The organism is Pediococcus claussenii ATCC BAA-344, from assembly GCF_000237995.1.
Taxonomy (GTDB): domain Bacteria; phylum Bacillota; class Bacilli; order Lactobacillales; family Lactobacillaceae; genus Pediococcus; species Pediococcus claussenii.
On sequence record NC_016605.1, the window covers coordinates 1459682 to 1477525 of the forward strand.

At 38.0% G+C, this 17844-nt stretch carries 15 protein-coding genes, 1 riboswitch and 1 other annotated feature (1 of these 17 running past the window's edge); of the genes, 1 reads left to right on the forward strand and 14 read right to left on the reverse strand.

Annotated features, from left to right (window positions below):
- The first annotated feature begins 121 nt into the window (after positions 1 to 121).
- Positions 122 to 1642, forward strand: coding sequence for a ClC family H(+)/Cl(-) exchange transporter (locus PECL_RS07255; protein ID WP_014215926.1), 1521 nt, complete (start codon positions 122 to 124; stop codon positions 1640 to 1642).
- Here the strand turns inward: PECL_RS07255 and PECL_RS07260 are convergent.
- The 14 genes from PECL_RS07260 to PECL_RS07325 all read right to left on the reverse strand — a co-directional run bounded on the left by PECL_RS07260 (position 1639) and on the right by PECL_RS07325 (position 17669).
- Positions 1639 to 2019 (reverse strand): VOC family protein, encoded by a 381-nt coding sequence (locus PECL_RS07260; protein ID WP_014215927.1) that lies wholly within the window; start codon positions 2017 to 2019, stop codon positions 1639 to 1641. The two genes, PECL_RS07255 and PECL_RS07260, sit on opposite strands and share 4 nt — an antisense overlap.
- A gap of 236 nt (positions 2020 to 2255) precedes the next feature.
- A complete protein-coding gene (pepF, locus tag PECL_RS07265; protein ID WP_014215928.1) occupies positions 2256 to 4067 on the reverse strand; it encodes an oligoendopeptidase F in 1812 nt (603 codons plus the stop codon).
- Positions 4068 to 4138: 71 nt separating this feature from the next.
- Positions 4139 to 4930, reverse strand: coding sequence for a hypothetical protein (locus PECL_RS07270; RefSeq protein ID WP_014215929.1), 792 nt, complete (start codon positions 4928 to 4930; stop codon positions 4139 to 4141).
- Positions 4931 to 5073: 143 nt separating this feature from the next.
- On the reverse strand, positions 5074 to 5394 hold the full coding sequence (locus PECL_RS07275; protein WP_014215930.1) for a DMT family transporter: 321 nt from the start codon (positions 5392 to 5394) through the stop codon (positions 5074 to 5076).
- 264 nt (positions 5395 to 5658) lie between these two features.
- Entirely contained in the window at positions 5659 to 6945 is a 1287-nt protein-coding gene (eno, locus tag PECL_RS07280; RefSeq protein ID WP_014215931.1) for a phosphopyruvate hydratase, read from the reverse strand.
- Positions 6946 to 6994: 49 nt separating this feature from the next.
- Positions 6995 to 7054, reverse strand: a riboswitch (Fluoride riboswitch).
- A 54-nt stretch (positions 7055 to 7108) separates the two neighbouring features.
- The gene (locus PECL_RS07285) at positions 7109 to 7945 is read right to left on the reverse strand and encodes a COG4705 family protein (protein WP_014215932.1); all 837 of its coding nucleotides are present in this window, start codon (positions 7943 to 7945) and stop codon (positions 7109 to 7111) included.
- 246 nt (positions 7946 to 8191) lie between these two features.
- Positions 8192 to 9367 carry an MFS transporter gene (locus PECL_RS07290; protein ID WP_014215933.1) on the reverse strand — a complete coding sequence of 392 codons (1176 nt, stop codon included), beginning with the start codon at positions 9365 to 9367 and terminating at the stop codon, positions 8192 to 8194.
- The gene (locus PECL_RS07295; protein ID WP_014215934.1) at positions 9360 to 10208 is read right to left on the reverse strand and encodes a YitT family protein; all 849 of its coding nucleotides are present in this window, start codon (positions 10206 to 10208) and stop codon (positions 9360 to 9362) included. The genes PECL_RS07290 and PECL_RS07295 overlap by 8 nt, the downstream gene beginning before the upstream one ends.
- 1118 nt (positions 10209 to 11326) lie before the next feature.
- Complete coding sequence (locus PECL_RS07300; protein WP_014215935.1) at positions 11327 to 12784, reverse strand: glycoside hydrolase family 1 protein; 1458 nt, start codon at positions 12782 to 12784, stop codon at positions 11327 to 11329.
- Positions 12785 to 12907: 123 nt separating this feature from the next.
- Positions 12908 to 13780 carry an ROK family protein gene (locus PECL_RS07305; RefSeq protein ID WP_014215936.1) on the reverse strand — a complete coding sequence of 291 codons (873 nt, stop codon included), beginning with the start codon at positions 13778 to 13780 and terminating at the stop codon, positions 12908 to 12910.
- Between the two features lie 99 nt (positions 13781 to 13879).
- A complete protein-coding gene (locus PECL_RS07310; protein WP_014215937.1) occupies positions 13880 to 15016 on the reverse strand; it encodes a vitamin B12 independent methionine synthase in 1137 nt (378 codons plus the stop codon).
- A gap of 12 nt (positions 15017 to 15028) precedes the next feature.
- Complete coding sequence (locus PECL_RS07315) at positions 15029 to 15901, reverse strand: MetQ/NlpA family ABC transporter substrate-binding protein (RefSeq protein ID WP_014215938.1); 873 nt, start codon at positions 15899 to 15901, stop codon at positions 15029 to 15031.
- 12 nt (positions 15902 to 15913) lie between these two features.
- On the reverse strand, positions 15914 to 16585 hold the full coding sequence (locus tag PECL_RS07320; protein WP_014215939.1) for a methionine ABC transporter permease: 672 nt from the start codon (positions 16583 to 16585) through the stop codon (positions 15914 to 15916).
- 1 nt (position 16586) lies between these two features.
- On the reverse strand, positions 16587 to 17669 hold the full coding sequence (locus PECL_RS07325; RefSeq protein WP_014215940.1) for a methionine ABC transporter ATP-binding protein: 1083 nt from the start codon (positions 17667 to 17669) through the stop codon (positions 16587 to 16589).
- A gap of 64 nt (positions 17670 to 17733) precedes the next feature.
- Positions 17734 to 17844: a binding site (T-box leader), on the reverse strand (it continues 126 nt past the right edge of the window).

A 17844-nucleotide genomic window follows, 5' to 3' on the forward strand; every position in this document is an offset into this window, starting at 1 on the left:
ATCTGACCGTTACTTAATTTTAATTGCCAAGTATCACGCTATGTAACTATTGGATGATTGCATCAATCTAAAAAACGCGTGTGCTATTATAGATAATACTAAATGAAAAGGACCTGATATTTTGCAATCCAAGTTTCAAAACACCCGTTTTCTCGCACTAGTTCACGCCATAATTATTGGAACCCTAATTGGATTAGTCGTCAGTTGTTTTCGACTAGCTATTGAAAAAATGCTTACTATTTTTACGAGTTTATACCAACAAGCCTCATCACATCTACTGATTTTAGGATTAATCATTGTACTCAATGTTTTAATCGCTCTAATTGTAAGTATGTGGGTAAAACAGACTCCTGCCATCTCTGGATCTGGTATTCCTCAGGTTGAAGGTCAGCTAGCTGGAGAATATGATTCAAAGTGGTTCCCAGTACTCTGGAAGAAAACCATTGGAGGAATTCTTGCCATCGGTTCTGGACTAATGCTAGGTCGTGAAGGTCCATCCATCCAGTTAGGCGCCGCAATTGGCCAAGGCTGGAGTGATTTCCGCCACTTCGAGGGTAGCGATAAACGTGTTTTAATTGCTAGTGGTTCTGCCGCCGGACTTTCTGCTGCTTTTAACGCTCCAATCGCCAGTACTTTATTCGTACTTGAAGAAATTTATCATAATTTTTCACCATTGGTATGGATCAGCGCACTTACCAGCGCCGTTATGTCAAACTTCATTTCACTCAACTTCTTTGGGCTGAAACCTGTTCTTGCTATCCGTTATGCGCATGCCTTACCACTATCGATGTATTGGCAGCTACTGGTACTTGGAATATTATTAGGTTTAGCAGGTCGCTTCTACCAAATCGTTTTATTACAACTAACAAAATGGTACGCTGCCATTTCTTTCCTTCCACGTTGGATGGATGGCCTCGTACCACTACTAGTTGTTATTCCACTTGGTCTATTTTCACCTCATATTCTAGGAGGCGGCAATAGCTTGGTCCCCCAAATCGCTCAACAAAGTCATCTATTATTGCCAATCATTTCATTACTAGTAATTCGTTTCGTTTTTTCAATGATTTCCTATGGTTCCGGGTTACCTGGTGGAATTTTCCTGCCAATTCTGACATTAGGTGCCATTATTGGCGCACTTTACGTCACAGTAATGGCACAATTAAATCTCATTAATCCAGTGTATCTTCCGAACTTCGTAATTTATGCAATGGCTGGATACTTCGCCTGTATTGGTAAAGCCCCATTTACAGCCATTCTCTTAGTAACCGAAATGGTCGGCTCTCTTCAACACTTAATGCCACTGGCAGTTGTTAGTTTAACAGCCTATATAATCGTTGATTTACTTGGTGGTGAGCCCATTTACGAATCTCTTTTACACCAATTAGTTCCGGAATTAATTCAGAATCCATCCGGGTTGCAGGATCATATTGAATTCCCTATTTTTGAAGGATCGGACCTAGATGGAATCACCGTGAGGGAAGTCAAATGGCCTGAAAATAGCCTGTTAATAGCTATTCGTCGTGGCAAACGAGAAATCATTCCAAATGGTGACTCAATTTTAAAAACTGGAGATACGTTAATTGTTTCAACACAACGCTCCAATCGTGCTTTCGTAAAACAACACTTAACAAATCTATATTAAACTGTCAGTTCTAGTGTGTTCCCCTCTGGGTCTTCAAATACTGATTCATAATAACCGTCGCCGGTTGTTCGTGGCCCGTTTGTACGTTTATATCCATCGGCTTGCAAGCGGTTTGTCATTTGATTAACGGCATCTTTACTACCTAAAGACAAAGCAATATGGGCATATCCATATTGCTTTTTTGGTTTCTCCAAAGCTTCATCTTGATGCATAACTTCTAAACGCGCACCTCCATCGGGAAAACTAAGAAAATATGAATAAAACCCTGTTTTTTCATTATGATACATTTCACTGCTACTTACTCGGAAATACTTTAGGTAAAAATTACGTATTTTTTCGATGTCTTGAACCCAGATTGCTGCATGTTCTATTTTCATTTTATTTACCTCGTTTTATTTTATAGGTTAAGTATAAAACAGGTTGTGGGTAAAGATGATGATTTAGCGGAAGGAAAAATATGTTTTTTGGAGGGAACAAAAGATTAGCAAGGCAACCCCCTCCGCTTGCCAGTTCCTATGAGGCGCCCTTCGCCCATAGGAATGGACAACGTACGAGTATTAAAGCTTTGTGAAACAAAGCTCTCCTTACTTGATGAGCTAGCATTCCTCAAAAGCTACCCGGGTTGTTCCATGCTCTGTTTTAGTTGTTTAACTTCTTTTTCAAAAACACGGAACGCCTTATCTAAATATTCACGATTTGTAACATCAATTCCCGCCTTTTTTATAATATTAACCGGGTAATCACTTGCTCCTGCCGATAGGAACTCTTTATATCGTTCAACTGCTCCGGGCTTTTGTTCTAAGATATCAGCACCAAGTGAAGTTGCAATAGCTTTAGATGTTGCATACTGGTAAACATAGTAGTTGTAGTAAAAATGCGGAATGCGCGCCCATGTATCATCTGGCCAGGGAGTTTTTTCTACTGCTGGGCCGTTATATTCCTCAAACAAACCATTGAACTTTTCAGCCAATAGATCTGGTGTCAAGGTAATCCCCTTAGCATCTTCAGTATAAATAAAGTGTTCAAATTCAGCAAAAAGTGTTTGGCGATAAATCGTTCCAATAAAATTATCAATATCTTGCGTCAAAATAAAGGCTTGAATCTTAGGCTGTTTTTCATATTTTTTCAGCATATAATTATTTAGCAATCCTTCGTTCAACGTAGATGCAATTTCAGCCGTAAAAATTGGATAGTGTGAATACCAGTATGGTTGTGCCTTATCAGTATAAACACTTTGCAATGCATGCCCAGATTCATGAACTAAGGTTGAAGTACTATCATAGACATCACTCCAATTGAGCAAAATATACGGATGAACACCATAAACATCATCTTCATAGCCACCACTTCGTTTACCTTTGTTTTCAGCAGCGTCAATCCAGCGGTTAGAAAATTCTTCACTCAGATATCCCAGGTAATCCTTTCCAAGTGGTGCCAGGGATTCACTAGCAATTTTCTTACCCTCATCAAATGTAAAATCTAACTTAGCATCTGAAACTAGCGGAACATGTCGGTCATGCTGATACATCTTATCTAGGCCAAGAACTTTTTTTCTAAATGCATAATAATCATGTAGAAGATCTAAATGCTCGTGTGTCACAGAAACTAATGTATCGTAAACCGACTCCGGAATGTTATTTTCAGATAAATTCATTTGCCGTGCGCTATCAAAATGTCGAATTCCAGAAACAATATTTTGGGCATGAACATGGCCTCGCAATGTGGCAGCAAAAGTATTTCGTACCGAATAGTACGCAGCATCAAGCTGTTTTGCAGCACGCATTCGCATATCTGGATCACTTGAAGTAGCGAAAATACTTGCCGTTGCATTAGTTAATTGAACTTCTTCACCTTCTTCATTTTTGATCATCCCAAAGTTCAAATCAGTGTCATCAAGTTTAGTAGAAATATCGGCTGCATCATCAATTGCAGGTTCTAACTGTGCCAATAATTTTTCCTCATTAAATTCCAACGTATGTGCCGATTGGCTTTGAATTCTCTCCAAGTTAAAATGATATTTCTGTAATTCTGGTTCGTCTTCCAAAAAATCATTCAGTTTTTCTTTTCCCAATGCTGCCACAGCCGGATCATAAAATGCCATCGTTGCAGAAAAGCGATTATAAATTAATAATGCACTATTCAACAATTGGTTTCCCCTTGCATTAGCAGTATCACTATCGTTGGATCTAGCTGCGTATCCGTAAATTTTGTCAAGTTCCTCACCTGCTAATGCTGCCAAATCAGTGACTTTAAGTAGATTACTTGCGCCATCTGTGACCTTATCCGAATATGGTTCAATTTGAGCAATATAGCCCTCTACCCGTTTAATTGCATCCTCAAACTCCTGATCTGATTTAAAAATATCTTTAATATTCCAGGTTAGATCTTCAGGAACATCTTCTCGTTTCAATTGTTCTTTGGTCATTTAAATTACCTCCAGCGTTGTTAATTGAGTTGATTATACCCTATTTTTCGTGAGTTACTAGCTACTTTACGTTATATTCGTCCTAGTGATGTTAATCCAGCTACAACTTGCGCTCTTAAACGACTAAATTCCAGTTGATCATCCTCATATAACGTTTCACAAAATAGTAAATGAACACGCGTAAGGAAATCAATAAAAGCATCTTCTGGTAACTTGAACTCCATCATTTCCTTCTTTAGTCTATCGTCAATTTTAAACTTCGTTCTACTGGGTTCAGATTTATCCGCCAATCCAAACTTTTCACTAATTCCATCAAAAATCAGCTGCATTACCTGTCTCATTTTAATTGTTTGTTGCAATTTTATATGTAGTGCCTTGCATTTAATTGGAACATGCAACTGACAGCCCTTAAATTTGATAATTGTGTTCCTTGAATTTTCTGAATCAAAATGCAGATCTAGTAAATGGTGAACCGAAACCCAGTGCGTGGAAGAACGAGACGTCCCTGCTAAAGGTGCTAGTCCTGCTGATCCAACAATTAGAGGAATCGCTTGTTTAATTCCAATTTGTTCTCCCAAAATTCTATTTATCATTGCTTCTATTGATTTATCTTGCAAGAATTTATTAATTAAGCTACGCGTTGATAAGTCCGTTCTATGGATTCCCCTAATCGAATCAAAAACAATTGTTTTGTTGCCATCATCATTCCAAGCTGTTATATCGTGGATATAATATGTAGATTCTTCACAAATCTCTGAATCCTGAATTACTGGCAAATCATATAGAGCGTCACTCGATTTTTTAAACTCCATACTTGCAGTAACCTCTAAATTATCATTTAATCTATCAAAACCAACTACCATGTAAACCCCTCCGTTTTATGTTATTAAGGTACATCCGATCCATCGTACCTTAAATTTCAAAACTTCATACATTGATTTTCGATCTTGGAACTAAAAAATTCCAAAACAGGTTATTACCCAATTCGGAATTTTAATTCAATAAATTAATGTCCACTAGTTACTTTAATACCAATGATTCCGACCACTAATAACGTAATGAAAGCCCATGTAATTGGAGGTACTTGGTCTTTAAAAAAGACTACCCCAATAATGATCGAACCAACAGCCCCCACTCCCGTCCAAATAGGATATGCTAGGCTTAAGGGTAAATGTTTTACAGCAAGTGCTAGAAAGCTAAAACTCACTATCATACCAACTATCGTTAAGCCACCGTACATTAAATTACTAAAACCATTACTTAGTTTCATCGTGGTTGCCCAGACTACCTCAAAAATTCCTGCCACAATCAGATAAAGCCAACTCATGTAAAATCACTCCCTTGAATGTTCGTCCTATCTCGAATGATAGCAACTATCATTTGCTATGGTCAACCAGCTTAATAAAACTTCAATACTAAACTTAACTTTAATTACCAGTTTCAGGCTATATAAAATGAGGTAGAAAGATGAAATCATCATTCTACCTCATTCGTTTAGAAATTTTCGCTTGCGTAAGCAATATTTAATCTCAGACCAGGTGGAGCAAGCCAGTTTTATTCAAAACATAACCAACTCCACACAATGTTACTATTAATCAAAATCAACGCTATCTGGGAAATGTGCTAGTCGAGTACTATTTTCACCCAATTCTTCTTCAATTCGAAGCAATTGGTTATATTTTTCAACACGTTCTGAACGAGCCGGAGCACCCGCCTTAAGTTGTGCCGAGTTCGTTGCAACTGTGAAATCTGCGACGAACGTATCACCAGTTTCACCAGAACGATGTGACATCATAGTTGTATATCCGTTCTTACGAGCAATCCGAATAGCTTCAAGGGTTTCAGTAACAGTTCCGATTTGGTTTAGCTTAATTAAAATAGAATTGGCCATGCCTTCCTTGATCGCCTTGCGTATCAAGATTGGGTTAGTACATACTGGATCATCGGCAACGATTTGAACTTTATCGCCCATTTGTGCCGTGAACTTTTCAAAGTTGTCCCAGTCATCTTCGCTATAAGGATCCTCAATCGAAATGATTTCAGGGAATTTCTTTAAAAGCTCTTCGTAGTAATCTGCCATTTCATCTGGTGTCTTATGAGTCCCCTCAAAATCATACATTTTTGTATCCGTGTTGTAGAAGTATGAAGCAGCTGCATCAAAAGCAATTGCAATTTCTTTACCAGGTGTATATCCTGCTTTGATAATTGCATCATGGAGCATTTGCAAAGCTTCCTCTGAAGACTTCAAATCAGGTGCAAATCCACCTTCATCACCAAGTCCCGATTGATAGCCAGCATCCTCAATAACTTTTTTCAAAGTATGGTAAGTGTTCACAATTTTTTCAAATCCATCACGAAAACTGGTTCTTTCAACTGGTGTGATCATAAATTCTTGCATGTCAATTCCGTTGTCAGCATGCTCCCCACCGTTGATAACATTATGAAAAGTTTGTGGCAATTCAAGGTCAGCACCACCTAAATAACGATACAAAGGAACCTTTTGGTAATTTGCGGCAGCTCGTGCCGTTGCCATCGAAACACCCAAAATTGCGTTAGCACCTAAACGACCTTTATTCTTTGTGCCATCAAGGTCAATCATCACTTGGTCAATATTGCCTTGGTTAAATGGATCTAAGCCATGCAAAGCATTATTAATTTCAGTATTTACATTATTAACTGCCTTGCTCACACCCTTACCTTGTAACCGGTCGCCGCCATCACGAAGTTCAACAGCCTCTAACTCACCTGTTGATGCCCCTGATGGTACTTCCGCGCGCCCTAAGGTTCCATCAGACAAAATCACATCTGCTTCAACGGTTGGATTGCCACGAGAATCAAACACCTCACGTGCTTTTACCTTTTCAATATATACTGACATAACAAATTCCTCCATTCTTTTACAACAAAAAAAGATGACACCTGCCCCCTCAGAAGCAGGTGTCATCAATCGTCAGATATTTACAGCGAACACCATCGCTGGTTGTTATTTAATTTGAACAACTAAATTCTAGCACTCAACTAAATATTCTGCAAACGCTTTTTTAATCCGTTTTTAAACCAAGTGTTTCCTCCTGATTTTTTCTCTTAATATTAATCATCAATCCAATGACAAACAATATAATCCAAATTGCTGACATTCCTTTATTACCCAGCACACCATTGTGAAAACTGTAACCAAAATAATCTGCAAAGCTCGCTCCAACCGGTCTAGTGAGCACGTATGCTAACCAAAATGTAGTAATTTCACTTCTACTATTCAACTTAGGGTTTATCACTATCCGATACGCTAATATCGCCACAAATACTCCGCCAAAAACTAATCCGGCATCTAAATAACCTAGCCCTAGTCCACCCTTAATGAAATCAGTTGCTCTTTTACTTGCAAACCAATCTCCTGTTGCAGTTCCCAAAATAAATGACGAAGCCACCGTCAACCAATAAAAGATTTCTTTTTTAATTGTTGTTATACGATGGACCGATAAATCATTAGTTGCCACATACCATCCTACAAAGCTTATTATCATTAAAATTGTAAATAAGGTTGTCGTTTCCATGTAACTTAAACCTGTAACGGCGCGAACTGCATCTACAATAAACGTCCCAAAAACCGCAAGCAAAGCAACAGACATCCAATAATATAATGGACGATAACGATCAGAACGAATCTGTAACGTCAAAAAGACTGCAAATAATACAAAAGACCAGCTGATTGTAAAAAATGCTCCCATAACTAAATTTTGCTTTCCAAAAATTCCATTTGAAAAATCAGAAACTGACTCACCCAATCCTGTGCTTATTAGTTTTGTGATCCAAAATAATAGCGAAACTGCTGGAACTTTATTTAAATTATGTTGTAATTTATCTTCTCCATTTCTCATATGTACTGCCTCCACTAATTAAAGATAGTTAACAGTATAATCTTTTTTGTCTAACTAACCTCCTTTAATCAACGGTGTATAAAAACTTTAACTTTTAAAAGGCAACAAAAGTAAACCAGTTATTTTAAACACGATTCTAATCATTAAGAAGTAGCATATGACAAAAGTCATTTATTTTTAAAACCATTATTCAAAATAAAAACGGAATTGCAGTAACCCTAGGCTTTGCTGCAATTCCATATATTTTTACTTACTTCTTATTGCCATTCTTTTTAATAATCCAACATTAAATACAAGCCCAAGAGCCGTCACTACCGCAGCAATTATAATTAAGCCAACTATTAAAATATTCCAGCCAACGAACTGATGTAACATCCCAATAATTAATGGACTCACTGCGGCAATCAAGTATCCAACAGTCTGCGTCATACCAGATATATCGGCAACTTCCGCGGTACTCCGCGCTGAAATAGTTATCATGCTTAACGCATACACGAATGCACCACCAAAAGCAAAACCAAGAATAACTGTATCCAAAACCAATAGAATTCCAGCCTGTAAAAACATCAGTCCAATGAAACCAATTAAATAGGTTAAACCAAAAGTAATAACTAACGGTTTTCTCAATTGAACTTTTTCAGCCCAAATCGGAACAAAGAATGAGCCAGGTAGTCCTGCCAATTGAACCAGTCCAACGATTGCTCCGGCATCCGCTACACTAAAGCCACGACTAACCAAGATTGCAGGCATCCATGTTAGCATTCCGTAGTAGATAAACGATTGTAACCCGGTAAAAATTGCTAAAATCCATATTAATGGTTGCCTCCATGTTGTACCAGTGATAATTGCTTTTTCAGTTTCAACATTATCATAGCCTTTTGTACTATTCTTAGTAGTCGTTAGTAATAGAGCTGTAACCAATGAAACCACTGCCAAAGCCTGAATCGCCATTTGCCAGCCCACTGCGTTAGCAATCGGAACCACAACTGCACTTCCTAGTGCAGCCCAAACCCCCATTGACACTGAGTATACCCCCGTCATTTGACGAACTTGATTAGTATTTTCTATTAAAAATAACGGTAGTAACACGTTCAAAATCGTAATTGTTAAGCCAACAATAATCGTTCCTAGAATCATCAACCAATCAGAGTAAACTCTCAGCAAATCTCCAATTGTCATTAATCCTAGGGCTGCCAACATCATATTTTTAGATCCAAATTTTTTACCTAAACTACCAGAAAAAGCGGAAAAAACGCCAAAACAAATTAATGGAATTGACATTAAAACCCCACTAATCGAGCTGGGAATATTAAGTGACTTCTGAATCGTACTCAGGATTGGTGGGATAGCTACAATCATCAATCTCAAATTAGCGCCGAGTAAGACGACTAGTGTTCCAAAATAAATTTTATTCTTAGTCATAATTTTTAATAAACCTTCCCCACAATTGGGTCACAGGACTGACACTTACAAACGCCTGCGGATCACGTTTTAAAATATTAGATTTAAGTGTGTTCAATTCATACTTCGATACAATGGTCACTACTACTTTGACGGGATCATTAGTATAAATACCCGTTCCGTCCATAAACGGTGCCCCTCGACTATTTTTTGAAAGATATTCATGCATTTCTTCCAGTTGTTTAGTAAAAATCGTAACCGTAACTCGTTGTTGTTGGATATAAACATAGTCCATGATTAATCCGTTGACAAAAATTCCAATCAAACTGTAGAGAGCAGACGGCCAACCAAAGAGCAATCCTGCCACCATCAAGATACTGCCATTAATTGCAAAATTAATTGGTCCGATATTCTTATCTAACTTATCACCAACGATTGAAAGAACAATATCGGTTCCACCAGTTGAGAAGCCGTAACGAAAACAGAGTCCAACGCCCATTCCGATTAATGCACCACCAAAAATAACCGCAGCCAATGGATCACCTAAAATACGATGAACGGGAATCAGATGCAAAAATATTGCATTTGCCAAAACACTCACTACACTCAAAATCGTGTAACGATGATTAATGCTAATCCAAGATAATACCAATAATGGTAAATTCAAAATCACAACCAGAATTGCCACGCTTAAATTTAGATGAATCTGCTGTCCAATCGTTGATAGCAACTGTGCAACACCGGTAACTCCCGATGAATAGGTTTTGGCGGGAATTAAAAAGAAATTCAATCCTACTGCGGAAAGAAATCCATAAATAATTGCCGCAACAACTTGATTGGGCAAAGTTTGTTTTCTTAACATGCTAGTTCCTCGTTTAGGTCTTTTTCTCTATCATACTTTAATTTCCTAATTGATGTGAGAAATTGCGAGCCAAATTAAATTTTTCTATCAAAAACGATTTACTTCCAGAGAGAATACAATTTTTAAATTCCTTTTTTCAACAATTCTTGTACTTCAAAAGATAAAGTTAGACAATTTAAATTCTGGGATTAAACAGTTATAATATTATTGTAAGCGTGGCAGAGCTTAGTTGCGCTCAAAACAGGTAATCATTAGTGGTGATTACCTGTTTTTTTGTGCAAAAAGCCTGTTATCCGACCACTAATCGAATAACAGGTTTGGGCTACCTAATCACAATCATCGTGATTATCAAGTCATTTTTTTGGTTTCCTTTTGCCAGTTCCTATGAGGCGTACTTCGCCCATAGGAATGGACAGCGTATGAGTATTAGGTTTTGTGGAACAAAACATTCCTTACTTGACGAGCTAGCGCCAGTTCCTATGAGGCCGTAACTTCGCCCATAGGAATGGACAGCGTATGAGTATTAGGTTTTGTGGAACAAAACATTCCTTACTTGACGAGCTAGCGCCAGTTCCTATGAGGCGTACTTCGCCCATAGGAATGGACAGCGTATGAGTATTAGGTTTTGTGGAACAAAACATTCCTTACTTGACGAGCTAGCGCCAGTTCCTATGAGGCGTACTTCGCCCATAGGAATGGACAGCGTACGAGTATCTCGGCTTTGTGCAACAAAGCCTGCCTTACTTGACGAGCTAGCATTCCTCAAAAGCTAAACGGGTTGATTCACTCTCTATCTGAAATGAGTTACTCAACCCAACTTTCTGTGGATAACCAAGAACGGAGCCTTGACTAACCCCGTCAAAGCCCCGTTCTCTGTTGCCAGTTCCTATGAGGCGTACTTCGCCCATAGGAATGGACAGCGTACGAGTATCCGGCTTTGTGAAACAAAGCCTGCCTTACTTGACGAGCTAGCATTCCTCAAATTGATTCACTCTCTATTTGAAACGAATTCCACAAACCAGCTTCCTCCGCTCAATCAAAAACGATAACTATGACCTAAACCGTCATAATTCTCGTTTTCTGTTGATGCTCAGAAGCTATTCGGTTTGTTCCATTCTCTATAAATCTTCCCCGTTACTTTCCAACACTTTTTTATACCATTCAAATGAATCTTTTCTAATTCTCTTTAAAGATCCGTTGCCATCATCATCTTGATCCACATAGATAAATCCATAACGTTTCGACATTTCAGAAGTTGACGCGCTAATTAAATCAATTGGTCCCCACATTGTATACCCCATCAAATCAACACCATCTTCGATCGCTTCTTTCATTTGCTCAATATGGCGTTTAAGGTAGTCAATTCGATACGAATCATGAACATGTCCGTCCGCCTCTAATTCATCATGAGCACCTAACCCATTTTCAACGACAAATAACGGCACTCTGTAGCGGTCCCATAATTCATTCAAGGTAATACGTAATCCAATTGGGTCAATTTGCCAACCCCAATCGCTTGTTTCAAGATATGGATTCTGTTCACCCAAAATCATATTACCTGCTCCATCAGCTTTGCCAGACGCTGAAGTAACGTTTGACATATAGTAACTAAAGCTCAAGTAATCGACGGTTCCCTCTTTCAAAATCTGTTCATCATCTTCGTTCATTTCGATCACAATATTGTGTTCAGCAAAATATCTGTTCATATACTCTGGATATTCGCCCCGAACCTGGATATCTGTAAAAAAGAGATTTTGTTGATCAACCACTTGTGCAGCCCGAACATCGACCGGATTAGAAGTTTTTGGATAACTAACTCCTCGCGCCAACATACTGCCGATTTTAAAGTTTGAATTAATCTCATGTCCCTGTTTGACTGCAAGTGCACTTGCTACAAATTGGTGGTGAACAGACTGATAACGAATTTGTAACTGCTCTTCAGTTGTTTTATCAGTATCAACGGCTCCTGTTCCTACAAATCCCCATGTAGCAGCATTAATTTCATTAAAAGTCATCCAGTACTTCACTTTAGTTCGATAGCGACTAAATACCACTTTAGTAAAGCGCAAAAAATTATCAATCGTAGCTCGACTCTCCCAGCCATTTTGCTTGAGAGTTAATCCCAGTGGCATTTCATAATGTGATAAAGTCACCACGGGTTCAATTCCATATTTAGCCAATTCATCAAAAACATCGTCATAAAATTTTAAACCTGCCTCGTTAGGCTCAGCTTCATCGCCTTGTGGAAAAATTCGCGCCCAAGCAATCGACAAACGAAACGCCTTGAATCCCATTTCAGCAAACAGTTTAATATCTTCTTTATAATGGTCATAGAAATCAATTCCACGACGTTTCGGATAATTTTTGGTGGAATGATCATTTATAGCTTCTTGAATACTTTCATCTGAAACACTACTCAACGTGATATCAGCGTGATTTTTGGCTTTCTTAACAACTTCCGCGGTTGTTAATCCCTTATCAGCAACGTTCCAAGCTCCTTCAATCTGGTTAGCAGCAGTTGCACCTCCCCATAAAAAGCCTTTTGGAAATGCCTTTGGAAATTCTTTTGAGTACATGAAAATTCCTCCTTGTTATTGTAAGCGCTCACAACAACATCATAACAAATATTCAAATAAATTGTTATTAAAAAAATAACCATGAATTAAATTGTCATGGTTATTTTTGTTTGCCCGCTTAATTTATTTGGATTCGGCTAATTCTTTTACTGCTAACAATAATGCTCCCTTAATTCCAGCATCATCATCTAGCGCAATTCTAACAATGTATTTATCAATATCAGGAGTTGTTACGTAACCGTTCAAATATTTTTCAAATTTGACACGAATCTTTTTAATCAAATGCTCCTGGTGAATAACTCCCCCGCCAAAGATAATAATATCTGGCCGCAAAAACAAAGTTGCATTTACACACGCTTGGGCAGCATAGTCCGCTACATAATCCCAAATTGGATCATCACTAGCAAGTTCAATAGCCTTCTTTCCAGCACGTTCCTCAATTGCTGGTCCAGCAGCCAATCCTTCAAAGCATTGATTAGCATGATAGGGACATTTTCCCTTATAATTATCTCCCTTAACTTGTCTAAGCAGAATATGACCCATTTCTGGGTGCGAAATTCCCTGTAAAAACTCACCATTTTGGATATAACCAGCACCAACACCAGTACCAATTGTCCAGTAAAGCACATTACTTTTGCCAACACCTGCTCCTTGCATAGCTTCTGCATATCCAGCGACATTTACATCAGTTGTAAAACTAACCGGAATGTTTAACTTTTGCTTTAAAAAGCCCACCATATTGTAGTCTTTCCAGCCTGGTTTAGGTGTACTAGTAATATAACCATACGTTTTCGAATTTTTATTTACATCAATGGGACCAAAAGAACCCACTCCAATGGCATCAACTTCATTTGCCAAAAAGAAATCCGTTACCGATTCCATTGTTTCGCCTGGCTCTGTGGTTGGAATTCTAACCTGTTGTTCAACGTTTCCTTTTTCATCACCTATCGCACAAACAAATTTTGTACCGCCTGCTTCAATTGCACCAATTTTCATTTTCGTAAACCTCTACTCTTATTTTTTAAAAGTATATACTTTTTACGACTTAATATTAGCACATTTGTTTGTTATAGAAAACGTTTTCTTCAAAAATACTTAGTTTGCGTCGTCCCAAACAGTTTCAGCAATTGTCTTAACCAATGCTAGCTTCTTCCACTGTTCATCTTCAGTTAATTTATTACCTTCTTCGGTTGAAGCAAAACCACACTGCGTTGATAGCGCCAAATTTGCTAATGGAACCTGGGTTGTTGCGTCTTTAATACGAGCCTTGACTTCTTCAATATCTTCCAATTCAGGAAACTTAGAAGTAATCAATCCTAGTACTAGGCGCTTGTTTCGATCTCCATTCCAAATTCGACTCAGCGGTTTAAAATCACCCGATCGCACATTATCATATTCCAAAAACAGTCCATCGTAATTCAGTTGACCTAAATAATCAGCAACATCATCATAACCACCCTCGAAAAGATAAGTTGATTTAAAGTTTCCACGACAAATGTGCGTAGTTACAGTTAGATCATCTGGTAATCCCTTTAACAACTGATTAATCACCCGAACTGAATCTTCTGCCACCTGAACATATTTTTGATGTTCTTCTGGTTGGCCTGCTGTTTCATTTAGTTTACTAATCAGGAACGCCCATGTGGTATCATCCAGCTGAACATAACGACATCCTAGATCATAAAAATGTTGAATCGTTTCATGATAGGCCGCTGCTAGATCGTCCAAATATTCGTCCCACGTTTGATAATATTCATTCCAACGGTCACTACGATTATCACGAAAAAGCATTGTTGGAGAAGGAATTGTTTGTTTTGCAAATACCTCATCATCGACTATTTCATTTAGATATTGGAAGCTTTTAAAGAAAGGATGTTCTGGATTATATGCTATCTTTCCAACCAATTCAGCGTTATCCGTTCTTGTTTTATCGCCGTGAAACTTATAACTTTTTTCGTAATCGTAATGTCCAACACCTGTTAATCCCCATAAGAAGTCGAGATGCCACCAACTACGGTTAAACTCGCCGTCCGTTACATCGTGGAATCCTAATTTTTCCTGTTCTTCAACTACTCGTTTTGTTTCAAGACGTTGAATTCGTGTTAACTCTTCCTGATCAATCGTCCCATCAGCAAAATCCTTATGCGCTTTCTTCAATATTTCTGGTCGTAGCAAGCTACCTACGAGGTCGTAACGGAATGGTTTTCTTAATGCTGTTTGTGTATTTGACATAATATAATCTCCTTATTTTTCCAAATATGATAATGGTTTTCGTACTTCAATTTTAGTTCCAAAATACTTCTTTTTAATGTACTTTTGAATATCTTTTTTGTGATACAGTTCGACTAATTTCTTAAAATTCTTATTGTTTTTATTTTTTTCAGCAGTTGCCAGCACATTAATATTATTTTTGGTACTTTGATTAACTTGTTCGTGATAAATTGAATCGGTTAAAACATGTAATCCACCCTCCAAAGCAATTGTATTTGAAATCAACACTGCGTCAACCTGATGTAATACTCGTGGCCCAGTATGATCATCAATCGTTTTAAAGTTCAAATGCTTTGGATTATCCTTAATATCTGAGGTACCACTCAAGGCACCGAACCCTGCTTTGAGTTTGATTAAACCAGCTTTTTGCAAAAGTAACAAGTCACGTGACTCATCCGCTGGATCATTGGCAATTGCTATTGTTGCACCATTTGGAATATCATCAACACTACTATATTTTTTGGAATAAATTCCAAGCGGTTCAAGATAGGTTGTTCCAAGGGCAGCCAGTTTTCCTTGTGGATTTTGTTTATTATAGGCAACTAAATATGTCCAAGATTGAAATGCGTTAACGTCTACATCTCCAGCAGAAGTTGCTTTATTCATTTGGACTCCGTCGGTAATCTGCTGTACATTAATTTTTAATCCTAGTTCTTTTGCATCATTACTCTTTGCAATATGCTGCCAAATATCATAATCCGACCCCACGGAAGCTACTGTAATTGTCTTTTGCTGGCTTGCATTGCTCCGTAATCCACTGGTGGCTACATGAATTCCCAGGATAATCAGTGAACAAACAATTAAAACACCCAATATCCAGCTGATACTTCTGACCGTTTTTCTCATGCGCACCACCCCCTAAAATCGTTGAAATCGCTTGGCAAGCCAGTCGCCAGTAATCTGAATCAAAAAAATAATAACTAAAATAATTAACATTGCTACAATTGTTACATCATTTTCAAACCGCGCGTAGCCCACACTAATTGCAATATCGCCCAAACCACCAGATCCAATCGCACCGGCAACCGTTGTCAAACTAACCAAACTTATGATAGTAAAAGTAGAGGCACGAATCACATCTGGCAATCCTTCACGTAAATAAACCGAAAAAATAATTTCGATTGGACTAGATCCCATTGCTTGCGCTGCTTCGATCACACCTGGTTCAATCTCAAGTAAGGCATTTTGAACCTGCCTAGCATAAAATGGAAATATTCCAAATATCAACGGAATTAATGCAGCAGTTGTACCAACTGTTGTTCCAATCAGATACTGGGTTAATGGTGCAATCACTGCCAGTAAGATAATAAATGGAATCGAGCGTAAAACGTTCACCACTTTATCTGTGAAGGAATAAATAATTGAATCTTCTAATATCCCGTTGGGTTGGGTAACAACCAGCACTATTCCCACTGCTAATCCAATTATTCCAGCAATTAAAGCTGATACAATCGTCATATACAGGGTGGACCACGTTGCAGAAATAAACTGCTGTTTCATATTTATTACGTTAGGAATCCATGCTGCCATACTATGCTTCCTCCTCCGTTATTTTAGTTAAATCTATGATGCTTGTTTTAACTCCATTTTGTTGTAAAACACTGATCGATTCTTCAATAGCCTCATCTGGCCCAGTCAAAACAGCAATCATATATCCAACGCTAACTCCATCAATTTGATCCACATTTGCAAACAAAATATTTGCATCCACATGGTAATCTCGCGCAAGTTCTGAAATCAAGCTCTGCTTAGATGAGTTCCCAATAAAGTTTAATTGCACCAACTTTTGACCACCTGACAGATTTCTAACTTGAACATCATTTTTTATACGAACCAGAGCTGAACGTATATTGGTTGAGGTATCCACAAAATCAGCAGTTAGTTTTTTCTTAGGTTGGGTAAATACTTTTGAAACTGGACCTTGTTCAATAATTGAACCATTTTCAATTACCGCAACGTTATGACAAATCGTCTTTATCACGTTCATTTCATGGGTAATTAATACAATTGTTAAATTCAATTCTTGCTTCAATCGTTTCAATAGCTTTAGAATCGAATCAGTTGTTTTGGGATCCAATGCACTGGTTGCTTCATCAGAAATTAGTACATCAGGGTTACTAGCTAAGGCACGTGCAATCGCGACTCGTTGCTTTTGCCCTCCTGATAGTTGATCAGGGTATGATTTTGCATAAGTGCTTAATCCAACAGTTTCAAGTAATTCACTAACCCTTTTTTGACGATCCACTTTACTAATTTTTTCATGAAGTAACGGATATTCCACATTGTTGAAAACGGTTCTTGAATCCATAAGGTTAAAATGTTGAAAAATCATACCGATTTTCTTTCTTGATGCTCGTAACTGCTTGGCTGGTAGATCCAATAAGGACTCATTGTTAACGATTACCTGTCCAGATGTCGGTCGTTGTAATAAATTAATCACTCTTACCAGAGTACTTTTACCGGCACCAGAGTAACCAATAATTCCGTAAATATCGCCCCGATCAATCTGTAAATCAACCTTATCAACTGCTTTAATTGCAGCTTCATCTTTATGAAAAACAACCGAAATATTTTTTAAATCAATAATTGCATCTTTTTGTATTTGTTCACTCATACCCTAACCCTCCCGTTTATATCTATTTTTAAAACAAAAAAGCATCCGACCTCTAACAAAATTGTTAAAGGACGAATGCTTTCGCGGTACCACCTTACTTTGTCTATTTCTCACAAAATAGACCTCACTGGTACCCTAATAAGAGCGATACCCGGCAATGTAACGGTTGCTACCG

Coding starts and splice junctions, on each gene's coding strand:
- PECL_RS07260 (WP_014215927.1), bottom strand. CDS start 2,019: ATGAAAATAGAACATGCAGCAATCTGGGTTCAAGACATCGAAAAAATA.
- pepF (WP_014215928.1), bottom strand. CDS start 4,067: ATGACCAAAGAACAATTGAAACGAGAAGATGTTCCTGAAGATCTAACC.
- PECL_RS07270 (WP_014215929.1), bottom strand. CDS start 4,930: ATGGTAGTTGGTTTTGATAGATTAAATGATAATTTAGAGGTTACTGCA.
- PECL_RS07275 (WP_014215930.1), bottom strand. CDS start 5,394: ATGAGTTGGCTTTATCTGATTGTGGCAGGAATTTTTGAGGTAGTCTGG.
- eno (WP_014215931.1), bottom strand. CDS start 6,945: ATGTCAGTATATATTGAAAAGGTAAAAGCACGTGAGGTGTTTGATTCT.
- PECL_RS07285 (WP_014215932.1), bottom strand. CDS start 7,945: ATGAGAAATGGAGAAGATAAATTACAACATAATTTAAATAAAGTTCCA.
- PECL_RS07290 (WP_014215933.1), bottom strand. CDS start 9,367: ATGACTAAGAATAAAATTTATTTTGGAACACTAGTCGTCTTACTCGGC.
- PECL_RS07295 (WP_014215934.1), bottom strand. CDS start 10,208: ATGTTAAGAAAACAAACTTTGCCCAATCAAGTTGTTGCGGCAATTATT.
- PECL_RS07300 (WP_014215935.1), bottom strand. CDS start 12,784: ATGTACTCAAAAGAATTTCCAAAGGCATTTCCAAAAGGCTTTTTATGG.
- PECL_RS07305 (WP_014215936.1), bottom strand. CDS start 13,780: ATGAAAATTGGTGCAATTGAAGCAGGCGGTACAAAATTTGTTTGTGCG.
- PECL_RS07310 (WP_014215937.1), bottom strand. CDS start 15,016: ATGTCAAATACACAAACAGCATTAAGAAAACCATTCCGTTACGACCTC.
- PECL_RS07315 (WP_014215938.1), bottom strand. CDS start 15,901: ATGAGAAAAACGGTCAGAAGTATCAGCTGGATATTGGGTGTTTTAATT.
- PECL_RS07320 (WP_014215939.1), bottom strand. CDS start 16,585: ATGGCAGCATGGATTCCTAACGTAATAAATATGAAACAGCAGTTTATT.
- PECL_RS07325 (WP_014215940.1), bottom strand. CDS start 17,669: ATGAGTGAACAAATACAAAAAGATGCAATTATTGATTTAAAAAATATT.